Source organism: Embleya sp. NPDC127516, from assembly GCF_044765325.1.
Lineage (GTDB): Bacteria > Actinomycetota > Actinomycetes > Streptomycetales > Streptomycetaceae > Embleya.
The window spans coordinates 189,637-202,725 of the sequence record NZ_JBIWJT010000008.1; the positions used below are offsets into that span (position 1 = coordinate 189,637).

7 protein-coding genes are annotated in these 13,089 nt (G+C 69.6%); 5 read left to right on the forward strand and 2 right to left on the reverse strand.

All coding sequences use genetic code 11. The features are described from left to right. The first annotated feature begins 4 nt into the window (after positions 1 to 4). The 5 genes from ACIRL2_RS17735 to ACIRL2_RS17755 all read left to right on the forward strand — a co-directional run bounded on the left by ACIRL2_RS17735 (position 5) and on the right by ACIRL2_RS17755 (position 5,476). A complete protein-coding gene (locus ACIRL2_RS17735) occupies positions 5 to 454 on the forward strand; it encodes a MarR family winged helix-turn-helix transcriptional regulator (protein WP_402233050.1) in 450 nt (149 codons plus the stop codon). Between the two features lie 383 nt (positions 455 to 837). Then, positions 838 to 2,439, forward strand: coding sequence for an MFS transporter (locus ACIRL2_RS17740; protein WP_402233053.1), 1,602 nt, complete (start codon positions 838 to 840; stop codon positions 2,437 to 2,439). A 137-nt stretch (positions 2,440 to 2,576) separates the two neighbouring features. Further along, a complete protein-coding gene (locus ACIRL2_RS17745) occupies positions 2,577 to 3,203 on the forward strand; it encodes a TetR/AcrR family transcriptional regulator (protein ID WP_402233055.1) in 627 nt (208 codons plus the stop codon). Positions 3,204 to 3,360: 157 nt separating this feature from the next. Next, positions 3,361 to 3,591, forward strand: a complete 231-nt coding sequence (locus tag ACIRL2_RS17750) for a DUF5302 domain-containing protein (protein ID WP_395863764.1) — start codon at positions 3,361 to 3,363, stop codon at positions 3,589 to 3,591. Positions 3,592 to 3,730: 139 nt separating this feature from the next. Next, on the forward strand, positions 3,731 to 5,476 hold the full coding sequence (locus ACIRL2_RS17755; RefSeq protein ID WP_395863762.1) for a GMC oxidoreductase: 1,746 nt from the start codon (positions 3,731 to 3,733) through the stop codon (positions 5,474 to 5,476). 75 nt (positions 5,477 to 5,551) lie between these two features. Here the strand turns inward: ACIRL2_RS17755 and ACIRL2_RS17760 are convergent, their stop codons facing one another. Together ACIRL2_RS17760 and ACIRL2_RS17765 are read right to left on the reverse strand one after the other, a co-directional pair. Then, positions 5,552 to 6,205, reverse strand: coding sequence for a hypothetical protein (locus tag ACIRL2_RS17760; protein ID WP_402233059.1), 654 nt, complete (start codon positions 6,203 to 6,205; stop codon positions 5,552 to 5,554). A 125-nt stretch (positions 6,206 to 6,330) separates the two neighbouring features. Beyond that, positions 6,331 to 12,762 (reverse strand): RHS repeat-associated core domain-containing protein, encoded by a 6,432-nt coding sequence (locus ACIRL2_RS17765; protein WP_402233061.1) that lies wholly within the window; start codon positions 12,760 to 12,762, stop codon positions 6,331 to 6,333. Positions 12,763 to 13,089: the final 327 nt, after the last annotated feature.

The following is a 13,089-nucleotide window of genomic DNA, read 5'->3' on the forward strand; positions in this document are numbered from 1 at the left end:
GGTCATGGAACACGTGGTGGGACACGAGGTCGCGGACGCGCTGGGTCTGCTGCTCCGGCGCGGCACACGCGCGAACCTGTACGCGCGACTGACCGAGGGCCTGGGGCCGGCCGTGGACGAGGTGACGTATCCCGTGCTCAGCGGGCTGGCCCGAACCGGGCCGCGCAGCGCGGCGGACCTGGCCGGCGAGATCGGCCTCGACCGATCCGGCGTCAGCCGTCGCGCGTCGCGCCTGGAGGCGGCCGGCCTGGTCCGCCGCGAGCCCGACCCGGACGACCGCCGGGCCGTACTGCTCGCACTGACCGACGCGGGCGCCTCCTGCGTCGAGGAACTGCGTGAGCGGCTCGCGACCCGGATCGAGTCCTCGCTCGCGGGCTGGCCCGCCGACGAGGCGCGGATGTTCGCCCGCGGACTGCGCCGATTCGTCGAGGACGGGCCGTTCACGGAGGCGTAGCCCGGCCCGCCGAGGCATAGCCCCACCCACCCGGGCACCCACCCGGGCACCCACCCACCCAGGCACCCAACCACCCGGGCGGTAGCCCGGCCCGCCGAGGCATAGCCCCACTCACCCGGGCACCCAACCACCCAGGCAACGACCCACCCGGGCAGCCACCCACTCCGGCACCCACCCACCCGGGCACCCACCCGCCCGGATGCCGCCCACCGGGGCCATCCACCCGGGCGCACCACCCGCCCGACCGAGGGCCATTCGCTCGATCGAGTGCCGAGTGCCACTCGCCTCCGGGCACGCTTTGCCGATTCTTGACTTTACATGCGTATGGTCACAGCTTATGTTTACAGACGTAAGCTAACAAGCGTTAATTCATGGGGGTCCTCGTGAGCAGCACAGAAACCCGGTCCGCCGCCGCTCCGAACGACGAGCCGGATCCCGCGGGTCACCCTCGTCGGTGGGCCGCGCTGCTCGTGCTCTGTTCGACGCTGGTGGCGGTGACACTGGACAACTCGGTGCTCAACACCGCGCTGCCCGCGCTGGCCGAGGGGCTGGACGCGTCGACGGCGGATCTGCAGTGGATCACCGACGCCTACACGCTGGTCTTCGCCGCCCTGCTGCTGCTCGCGGGCAGTCTGGGCGCCCGCTTCGGTGCGCGACGCGCCCTGCTCGGCGGGCTGGCGCTCTTCGGAGCCGGATCGGCGATCGCGGCGGTGTCCTCGACCGCGGCCGAGTTGATCGCCTGGCGGGCGGTGATGGGACTGGGCGCGGCGTTCGTGATGCCCGCGACGCTGGCGATCATCATCCGGCTGTTCCCGCCGGTCGAACGCGCCAAGGCGTTCGCCGTCTGGTCGGCGTCGGCCGGCGTCGGCGTGCTGATCGGCCCGGTCACCGGCGGCGCGCTGCTGACCCACTTCTCCTGGTCCAGCGCGTTCTGGATCAACGTCCCGCTCGTGCTCGCCGCGATGATCGGCATCGCGCGGATCGTGCCGAGCGTCCCGAGCGTGGGCACCGCCCGACTCGACCTGCCCGCCGCCGTGTTGTCCGTCATCGGTCTGGGCGTCCTGGTCGACGCGATCATCGAGGCGCCGGAGCGCGGCTGGACCGCGCCGGTCACGCTCGCCGAGCTCGGCGCGTTCGTGCTGCTCGGTGTGGTGTTCGTGGCCTGGGAGCTGCGCCGCGACGAACCGATGGTGCAGATCCGCCTGTTCGCCAACCGGGGCTTCGTACTCGCCGCCGCGACGCTCGCGGTGACCTTCTTCGCGCTCTTCGGCACGCTGTTCGTGCTCTCCCAGTACTTCCAGCTCGTGCACGGCTACAGCCCGCTCAAGGCCGGCCTTGGCGCGATGCCGTTCGCCGTCGCGATGGCCACGATGTCCGGGCTGTCCCCGGTGGTCACCACCCGGCTGGGCATCCGGGCCACGCTCACCGTCGGGCTCGCCGCGATCGCGGCCGGCCTGACCGTGATGGGCCTGACCACCGGGACGGACACCCCGTTCGCCGCACTCGCCGGGGAAATGGCCCTGGTGGGCGCGGGGATGGGGATGATGATGGCTCCCGCGAGCATGGAGATCACCGCGTCGGTGCCGGTGCGCTACTCGGCGATGGCCGGTGCGCTCAACAGCGTGGTCCGCGAACTCGGCGGCGTGCTGGGCATCGCGGTGGTCGGCACGCTGGTGTCCTCGCACTACCGGAGCGAGATGGCCGACCAACACCTGATCGGTCCCGCGGCGGTCGCCGAAGACGACCTGCACAGCGCGTACGGGGTGGCCGGGCACCTGTCCCCCGAGTCCGCCGGCCGGCTCACCTCGGCCGCCGACCACGCCTTCACCACCGCGATGAACAACGGCGCCCTGGCGGCCGCGGCGGTCGCCGCGATCGGCGCGATCGTGGTCGCGATCGGTCTGCCCAGGCGTACCGGCGGCACCCCGGTCACCGCCGGGCAGCCCACCGAATCGACCAACGCCCAGGCGGTGCAACCTGCCTGACGGATCGTCACCACAGCGCACGGCGGCCGGCGCGTTCCGGTCGCCGTGCACCCGTCGTTCGGCGACCGGTCGTCGACACCCCCGAGGAGGCACCCATGCCCGCGAGCGCCGCTTCCACGCCTCGTACGCTGACCGCCATGGACGACGATCAGGGGCCGAACCGCCGACGTAATCGCCGCGGCCAGGGTGCGCTTCTGCGCGACGACATCCTCGCCGCGGCGACCGCGCTCATCGAACGCGACGGACACTCCGGCGACGTGACGCTGCGCCGGATCGCGCGCGAGGCCGCGATCACCGCGCCGTCGATCTACGCGCACTTCAACGACCTCGACGACGTCCTCGACACCGTGCTCAACGGCTACTTCGACGACTTGCAGGCGGCCATCGCGGCCGCCGCGGCCGAGGAGACCGAGGCGGACCGGTCGCTGCTCGCGGGTTGTCGGGCGTACGCCCGGTTCGCCATGGATCGCCCCGGCCGCTACCGCGCCCTGTTCCACCGGATGCGCCCACCGAACACGGATCCGGCCGAACCGGCGCCCGCGATGCCCAGTCGGATGGACGTCTTCCAGACCCTGATCGACGCGATCGCGGCCACCGCGGCGGCCGGTCGCTCGGCCGGGACCGACCCGTTCGAGGACGCGTTGGCCGTCTGGGCCGCGATGCACGGCGCGATCCTGCTGCGGATGACCGCGCCCGTCTTCGACTGGCCGCCGCTGACCGACTTCATCGACACTCTGGTCATCCGCACGGCGCGACTGACCTGAGGCGCCGTCGAGACGCCGATTTTCGAACCCGATCGATCCGAAGGCGACCGGTATGTCCACTCTCGTGGGCGTCACCCGGTCCGGGCGTGCCATCGCGGGCCCCGGCATGGAAGGGTGTCCCTACGGATCGAGTCCAGTTCGAGAGCAGGAACGCACCATGGCTGACGAGACACCCGCGAACGAGACAACCGAGGAGACGGCCGCCGAGGCCGCCGAGGCCGAGACGCCCGAGGACGAGACCAAGCGCAAGTTCCGCGAGGCCCTCGCCCGCAAGCGCGGCACCAAGACCGACGGCACCGGCGAGGGCCCCGGCGGCGACGGATCGAAGATCCACGGCGCGCACGGGCCCGCCGCACAGCAGCGCTCGTTCCGCCGCAAGAGCGGCTGACTCGGACCGCTCACGGACCGAACCGCACCCCGATTCGGCCCGAAACGCACCACCGAGGGACTGCCTTCGCCGGGTTACCGAGCAGTAGGATCGCCAGATCTCATGGCATGCCTCCTGCCCACCCGGCGAAGGGTTCCCCGTGTTCGACTACGACGTCCTGGTCATCGGTTCGGGTTTCGGCGGATCGGTCGCCGCGCTGCGGCTGACCGAGAAGGGCTATCGGGTCGGCGTCCTGGAGGCCGGCCGGCGCTTCGCCGACACCGACTTTCCCAAGACGTCATGGCAGTTGCGCGACTTCCTGTGGGCCCCCGCGCTCGGCCTGACCGGCATCCAGCGCATCCACGTGCTCAAGGACGTGGTCGTACTGGCCGGGGCGGGCGTGGGCGGCGGATCGCTGAACTACGCGAACACCCTGTACGAGCCGCCACAGCCGTTCTTCGACGACCCGCAGTGGGGCCACATCACCGACTGGCGCGCCGAACTCGCGCCGTTCTACGCCCAGGCCAAGCGCATGCTCGGCGTGGTGACCAACCCGCACACCACCCCCGCCGACGAGCACATGAAGGCCGTCGCCGAGGACATGGGCGTGGGCGACACCTTCCATCTCGCGCCGGTCGGCGTGCTCTTCCCCGAGGAGGGACAGCGGCCCGGCGAGGAGGTGGCCGACCCGTACTTCGGCGGGGTCGGCCCGCGCCGGACCACCTGTACCGAGTGCGGCTCCTGCATGACCGGCTGCCGGGTCGGCGCGAAGAACACGCTGCTCAAGAACTACCTCCACCTGGCCGAGCGGGCCGGTGCCGAGGTGCACGCGGAGCGTACGGTGCGCCGGGTCCGGCCGCTGGGCCCGCGGTGGCACGCGGACGGGTCCGCCGGCGGCTACGCGGTGGAGACCGTGCACAGCGGCCCCGCGACGGCGCCCCGTTCGCCGCGCACCTGGACCGCCGAGCAGGTGGTGTTCGCCGCCGGCACCCTGGGCACCCAGCGCCTGCTGCACCGGATGGCGGCGGAGCGTACGCTGCCGCACCTGTCCGGCACGCTCGGCCGGCTGACCCGGACCAACTCCGAGGCGCTGGTCGGCGCGGTGGCACCGACCACCGGTGTGATCGACGCGACTCGCGGGGTGGCCATCACCTCCTCGTGGCACCCGGACGCGGACACCCACATCGAACCGGTCCGCTACGGCAAGGGCTCCAACGCGATGGGGCTGTTGCAGACCCTGCTCACCGACGGGGACCGACCCCGAGTGCGCCAACTCCTGACGAACGCGCTGCGGAACCCGGCCCAGCTGCGGCTGCTGAACGTGCGCAACTGGTCCGAGCGGGCGATCATCGCGCTGGTGATGCAGTCCCGGGACAACTCGCTGACGGTGTACCGCAAGCGCGGCTTGTTCGGGCGCACCAGGATCACCACCCGGCAGGGCCACGGGGAACCCAATCCGAACTGGATCCCGGCCGGCCACGAGGCGGTCCGGCGGATCGCCGAGCGCCTGGGCGGCGTGGCCGGCGGCACCTGGGGCGATCTGGCCAACGTGCCGATGACGGCGCACATCCTGGGCGGCTGCGTGATCGGCGACTCGGCCGAGACCGGCGTGGTCGACCCATACCAGCGTGTGTACGGCCACCCGGGCCTGCACATCCTGGACGGCTCCGCGGTCAGCGCGAACCTGGGCGTGAACCCGTCCCTGACCATCACCGCACAGGCGGAACGAGCCACCGCGATGTGGCCCAACCGCGGCGACGCCGACACCCGCCCCGCCCTGGGCGCCGCCTACCGACCGATCGCCTACACCCCGCCGGCGGCCCCGGTGGTCCCGCCAAGCGCCCCGGCGGCGTTGCGACTGCCGATCGTGGAAGTGCGCTCCGGATCCGTGCCGCCGCGCGAGTGACGCCGACGGGCAGCCCCGGCAACGCGGGGAACCGACGCGGAGCGGGATTCGGCCTCCGCGCACAGACCCGTCCGGTCACTTGAGCAGGTCGGACGGGCCGGCGACGTCGACCAGCGCCATCTCCACGTGCGTGACACCGGTTTCTTCGAGCCGGTAGGCGATTTTGCGCAGCACGATCGCGACGTCGCCCCAAGTCGCGGCGCTTCGCGGGTAACAGGACACGGTCATCCGCTCGTCCGATTCCCCATAGGGCGGGGTGGGGCCGGGCAAAACGCGCACCAGCATCACATCGGTTTCGAAGGAGTGGCCTTCCGCCCGATCGGCACCCAACACATCCCCCACGAGGTCGGTCAGGTCCTCCCAGTCGCCCTGCCACGGGTGGGTCAGGGAGAGACACAGGGCCCCTTCGCTCATCTCCCGACCGCCGAAAGCCGGATCCCCGGGACCCGGGATGGGCCGAGCGGGCGCACCGCGCAGTCCGAACTCGGCGACGAGGCGCTCGTGGTCATCGCCGAGGTAGATCTCGCGAGCCCACTCGTCGCGGCTCCGCTCCTGAAGCGCGTATTGATCCGTGTCATCCGTCAAGTCCCATCGGTACGGCCGGAAGAACCTGTCCACCCGCACGAAGGCCTCCTCCGCCGAGATGCCGAAGACCTCCACGATGCGCTCGGAAATACGGGCGAGGCGCCTGTCGTCGTTGGAATCTACGGCGGCGGAATACTGACGCACGTTTTCGCTCCGATTCAAATCGTGAGGCACGCGCCTCGGGCTGAGCCGACAATACCGGACGCCAGGCCGGAACAACGCGGCCCCCGAGCCCAATGGGGCTCGGGGGCCATCCCGCAAAACAACCTCTACACGAAGTAGAAGCCTGCGAACCACCTGTTGAAGATCATGGCCAGGATTGCTGTCAGCACGGCAATCTGATGGCCCTTGATGACCGGCCGCTCGCCATAGTCCTTGTAACCGTCCGGGTTCATGAGCATCGGACCTTCGATGTAGTCGTAGTTGCCCGTGCTCCGGCCGCTCCGGCCCTTTTTAACGGTGTCCTCCCAAGCCGGTCCGCCCGATTTCGGATACGTGACGTGAGTGTAGGTCTCGAGCTCCGACTTTTTGACCCGGTACATGAGCACGACACCCCGGTCTCCGGACCTCGCCAGCTTGCGGGCCCAGTTGTCGGCCTGCGTTTTATCGTTCGTCACATAGAATCCGTCACCGAAATCACGCTCGCGGGTCTTGAACTGCGGGTCGATTCCGTTCTTCAGAATGCTGTCGAGACTTCTTTCCGTCGTGGCGTGGAAAAGCCAAATGTACTCATCGGCATCCTTTTTCTGCTTCTCCTCGCGGTCCGCGTCCTCGAACTTGCGTGGATTCGGGCGCACAAACTTATTCGGCATCATCTTCGGCGTCGGTGGCGACGCCTTCTTCGCCGTCACCACCGCCGCGTCGGCCGCGTTGTCGGCGACCCGGTACGTCGTCGCCGCGTTGCCGGCGATGGGGATCGCGCCCGCGGCCGAGATCGCCGCGTTGACCCAGTCGCCCTCGGCGGCGTAGAGACCCGCGTTGGCCAGGTCCGCCGCTTCGCCGATGACCGGGACCATGCCCGCCACATCGAGGACCACGTGGACGACCGGGGCGACCTTCTGGACCGCCTTGACCGTCTTCTTGGCCCACTTGGGCATGCCCCAGAGCCCGGACGGGTCCGAGTAGTAGAGCGGATTGTTGTAGCCGTAGATGTAGGGGTGGAGCTGGAGCGGGTCGCCGGTGTCGATGACCGGGTCGACCGAGATGAACCGACCCAGCGAGGGGTCGTACATCCGCGCGCCCAGCAGCGTCAACCCGGTCGTGTCGTCGACCTCCCCGCCGACGAAGCCCTTTCTGTCCACCCAATTGGCGGGCGCCGCGCCGCGTGTCTCGCCGAATGCCGTCATCTTCCGGCGCTCGACCGGCATGCCGGGCTTGAGCGCCACCGCGATCAGCGACGACTGGTGGTGGTCGGTGACCATGGCGGTGAGGCCGCCGGTCGGGCCGGTCGAGCGGACGACCGTGTGAGCGCCCTGCTGCGAGTAGTACCGCAGGCCGGCGACCGATCCGTCGGGCTTGGCGGTGACCTCGGTATCGCCGAGGAACAGCGTGGAGCCGGTCGGGGTACGGCGGATCAGCCGGTTGCCGTCGACGTCGTAGGCGAATTCGCTGGTCCCCTGGACCGAGTCGACGACCTTGCTCAGCTTGCCGTGTTGGTCCCAGGCCAGGGTCTGCGTCGCACCGTTCACCCGGCGGGTTTCGGTATTGCCGAGTGCGTCGTAGGTGTAGGTGTCCTGCTGCTGCGATGGTTGCGCGGCGGTCGTGGTGACCGAGAGCAGGGCGTGGTTCCTACCGGGCCCCTGCTGGGCGTAGGCATAGCTCCGGGTGACGTCCTTGGCGGTGTCCCCCGTGACGTCGAACCGCTTTTCGCCGACCCGGTTCCCGATCGCGTCGTACGAGTACTCGCGGTAGTACGGGTCCGGGCCGCCGACCGTGCCGCCGGGGCCGCGGGTCGGTCCGGTGGCGCACTGGTTCGTCGACGTCCACGTCTCGGTCAGGAAGCGCAGCGGGGAGTAGTTGAAGCACTGGACGTCTTCGACCGTGGAACCCGAAGTCCCGCCCGGACGGCGGTCCTTCAAATAGGTGACGTTCCCGGCCTTGTCGTAGCCGTAGGAGGTGTCGCCCAACCAGTGCCCGGGGGCCTCGATGTGGTTGGCGGTCTGCTTCAGCGCGCCCGTGGCCTCGTCGTAGGTGTTGGTGGTCCACAGGCGGTTCGGCGCGCTGCCCGCGGCGCTGCGCAGCACGTTGCCGAACGCGTCGTAGGTGGTGTCGGAGGTGTACCACGCGAGGCCGGAGGTGCTGACCGGCATGCCGTCCGCGTTGTAGCGGAAGACGAGCTTCTCCTGCGGGAGGCCGCCGGCCGCGGGGAGCACGACCTCCTTCGGCGCCCCGGTGTCCGTGTAGGTGTAGCCGTACCGGTAGTCGCCGGCCAGTTTGCCCTCGGTCGCGGGGATCTTGATGGTGCGTCCGGTGACCCGGTACGCCACGTCGTAGCCGCCGATCTCCTCGGAGTACGGCTGACCGTTGGTGTACTGCGTGGCCTTGCTCAGCAGTCCCTTGGCGCCGGGCCCGTCGTAGGCCCACTCGCTGACGATCGGCCCGTTCGGCGTGCCGGTGCGGATGGTCGTCTGCCGGCCGATGGCGTCGTAGGCCCGGACGAGAACGACACCGCGCGCGTCCGTCGACGACGTCTTCTGGCCGAGGTTGTCGTACGTGAACGCCGAGCGGCCCTTGTCCGGGTCGTTCGTCTCGATCAACCGGGTTCGCGAATCGTACTTGTACGTCCACTCGTTGCCGAGGGCGTCCGTCATCCTGGACGGGTTGCCCCGCAGGTCGTACTCGTACTTGGTCTCGCTGAACTGCGTGCGCGTCGTGTCGGTGAACAGGTCCCGCTTGACGATGCGGCCGAGGGCATCCGTCCACTGGCGCGAGGCGATCCCGCCGGTGGGCGGGATCTCGACGGTGTAGTCGCCGCCGAATTCGAAGCGCGCGGTGTTCGCGCGGACTCCGGCGTTCCAGGTCTCCACCGTCGTGGCACGGCCGAGACCGTCGTACTTCTTCTCGGTCCAGGACGGGATCTGCGTCCACGACGTCGGTGCGTAGACCTTGTCCGACGGCTCACCGGACACCAGGTACTTGGCATTCTCCCGACGGACGTCGCCGCTCGGGTTGTACATGACGTCGGTGACCACGCGCCCCGCGCCGATGGCCTCGTTCTGGGTCTGACGTTGCCTCAGCAACCCGTCGTAGAAGGTCTTTCCGACGCTGTAGGAGCCGTCGTCGCGAACCGTGCGGGAGGTGACGACCGATGCCTCGGTGCCGGTGACGGAGTACGAGTACTCGATGCTCGGCGACCGGTTGCCCGACGAGCGCTCGGGCATCCAGACCTTGACCAGGCGACCGAGCGGGTCGTAACCGGAGACGGTCACCCGGGTGTTGGGATCGGTCTTGTCGAGCGCGTGTCCGCGCCCGGGCTCGAAGGTCGTCGTGGTCGCGTGGCCGAGCGCGTTGGTCACCACCGCCGAGGTCGGGCTGTCGTTGCCGTCCGGGGTGTAGGCGGTCGTGGTCGGCTGACCGTTGGCGTCGAAGCTCTTGGTGACGCGCCCGAGGACGTCGTACTCGGTCCGCGAGTCCTCGATCCGTCCGGTGCCGTCGGTCGATGTCGTCTCGGTGCGGGTGGGGCTCCCCCGCGTCGGGGCCACCCCGTAGTCCGCGCCGTCGTAGGCGGTGCGCGCGTCGGACATCACCCGAGTGGGACCGGCTGTGTCGATGTCGGCGCAGAGGGAGGCGAACGATCGGATGCGGTCCGCTATCCCGATCAGGTTTGCCGAGAGGTTGTGCAGGTACGTCGTGACCGTGCACGTCTCGTCGCCCTGGACGGTCGTGTCCCCGGTCGTCTCGACGCGCAGCGGCAACGCGTACACGGGGTCGAACTCGAGTGTCCTGGATCCCGTGGAGCGGACCCGACCGCCGCTGACGGTCTCGTAATTCGTGGTCGAGGCGACCGAGCCCTGGTACATGTCCAGCGCGGGCGCGTCGGTGCGCGGCTGGGTCCCGGTCTTCCTGGACCACGGGACGGTCACCGTCCGCGAGGCCACGGCCTGGCCGTCGGACTGGTACTTGATCGTCTCCGCCGTCTGGCCCTGGTACGGGGGCAGGTCATCCGCGATGACGGCGCCGGTGGAGTCCTTGACCTGGGCCACGCGGGTGCCCGACGGCAGCGGGTCGCCGTGCATGCCGCGGAAGAAGCGGGTTTCGCTCAGCCCGGCGACGGTGCCCTCGTCCGGGGAGGTCTTGCCGGTGACGACCTGGACGCGTCCGTAGCCGCGCCACAGGCTCCAGGTGCGTTCGGCGGCCTTGGTGAACTCGCCGTCGTCCTTCGCCCAGGCCGCGCCGTCGAGGTAGCGGTACCCGGTGACCTTGGCGGGGGCGCCTCCGACGTAGTCCTCTTCGGAGATGTTGTCGACGACGTACTTGTTGAACCACTCGATCTTCGGATCGTCCGCGCTGTCCGGAGACCAGAACACCGGGTAGCAGCGGGAGGTGTTCGCCTGCGGCTCCGGCTTGGTCGCGCCCGGGGTACACGCAGGGTCCGGCGCGGAGTACTTGACGACGAGGCCGCCGCCGGTCTCGGTGAAGATCTTCTCGACCCGCAGGCGGTTGAACGGCGGGCGGGCCTCGCCCTGCTTGGACTGCCGGTTGGGCATGTCGACGGCGTTCGCGTGGAACGTCACCGGCGGAAGCGAGGCGACCGTGCCGTCGGGCGCGTAACCGGTACGCCGGACCGAGTCGAGCCACGCCGGCGGGTTGGTGTCGTAGCGGGCGTCGAGAAAGTTGTGCTTCAGTTCGAAGACGTCCACCGGACGGTACTGGTTCGACCCGGCCGACTTGGCCACCTCGGTGGTGATCGTGGTCAGCCACTTGCGGGACCAGAACGTCGGGCCACCGGTGTAGCACTTGCCGGTGTCCTTGCACATCGCGTCGACCGGAGTGTCGGGCCAGTGCAGCGCGTCCGTGGAGAACTTGGTGAACTTCGCGTCCGCGCAGTCGAACGCCTCCGACACCAGGCAGCGCTCGCCGACGGTGAACGAGACCTTCGCGGGAGCCGGACGCGAGTACACCGCGTCCGTGCGCAGCCCGTACTCGATCCGGTCCAGCCAGCCGCCTCGCACGTACGGCTTGGGCTGGTCGGTCTTGCTGTTCTTGGCGTACCAGTTCTTCTCCTGCTTCCAGTACAACGCCATCGCGTTGGAGTGGGTGTCCTCGACGTAGTCGAGGTTCCATCGCCACGCCTGGTCGCACGCGGAGTTCTCGAACGCCGTCTGGTGGCACGGCTCGTCCGACTGGTTGCCGAAGACCGGCACCGTGAACACCGAATCGGTCGTCGCCTTGCCGTTCGCCCAGCCCGGCAGGCGGTTCAGGCCGAAGTGGTACTTGCTCCCGTCCGGCGTGGTGACCAACCAATACTCGCCGTTGTCGTCACCGTTGACCGCGCCGAACTTCTGTTCCACGCGCGTGCCGTTGTCCGACGCGGGCTTCCACGCCTTGGTGGTCTTGTCCTTCACCAGCGGCAACGTGGAGCCGTTCAGGGACATCACGGCGTTTTCGCTGCCCCAGCACAGATCGCCGGTGTCCTTGGCGTTGTTGCCGTTGGTCTTGTCGTCCGAGCAGCCTCGGTACGTCCGTTCGATGTAGCCGGGGTGGTAGTCCCAACCGTCGCCCACCCACGACGCCTGGTTGTTCGTGGTCGAGGTGCGTCCGTCCACCGACTGCGACGAATAGCCCAGCGAAACCGCCGGCTTCGGGCCGGCCGCGACCGGCGGGACATCGATCCCGTAGTCCCACGAGAATCCGCCCGACGATCCACCCGCGGTCCACTTGCCCGACGGCTGGAGCGAGGTGGCCTGGTAGTCGCCCGCGTCACCGGACTTCCCGCCGGTGGCGGCCAACACCACCGAACCGCCGGACGACGCGGTCATCGCGGCGACTTGCGGCGCGGCCGGTGGGGGCGGCGCGACCGTCGCGGTGACCTCGTTGAGGACACCGTTGTTGACCGAGCCCAACTCCACCGCATCCGAACAGCCGGGCGCGTCGGGGGTGGTGAGGAAGCACTCCGGGAACTGCACGAGCTTGAGCCGCGAACCCCAGCCCGCGCCGTACAACTGCTCGAAGGCGTCGTACTTCAGCTTCAGATCGACCGCGGTCGCGCCGGCCGACGGCTCCAGCTTCATCAGCACGCCGTCCAGGCCGGCCGCCTCCGTGGCGGCGCGCGTGGACACCGTCACCGTCCATGTCCCGGACGGCGTCTCCGCCGTGGTCGCGTCGGTCGATGCCGCGGCCGACTTCGCGGCCGAGGAACCGGACGCCGGGGACCCGCCGGCCGGGCCGAGCCAGATCGGCAGGTTTCCCGCCCGTTGCATCGCGGCGGAGCCACCACCGGGCGCGGAACCGCTCGCCTGCCGGGCGCCGTTGCCGGTGCCGATGACGATCTGCCCGCTGCCGCCGTCCACAGGCGTCGTACGGGTCGGCGCGTACTCGACCTGCGTTCCCGGCGCCACCGGAAGCTTGAACTCGGCCGTGCTCTCCGTACCGGGAACCGGCTTGTCCTTCTGCAATTCCGGTAGTTGCACACCGGACCGGGACGGCGCGCGAGCGGCCATCGCCTGCGCCGGCACCAACGTCACCGTCAACAGCGCGGCCACCGACGCCGCAACCATCCGTGCGGGGCGCCCCACCGCACCCGGGCCACCGCCGCCGCCCACCAGACCGCCCCGCTCGCGTCGACCGCGAGCCCACCCCAGATCGACCACGCGAAAAGCCCCCCAGAAACGCGGGCACCACAAACAGCCCCGCAGCCACACGAGCGCCGCCGATCATCGCGGATAAATCGACGCCGAAGCAATAGGTCGGCAAAGCCGAGGCAATTGATGTGACGGCCGTCACCGGCTTCCGAATACCCGCGTGGCGGATTCTCTTCCTGCTTAAAACCGAACATGTGGGAATTTAAAGTGCCAACTTTTTATTTGCCG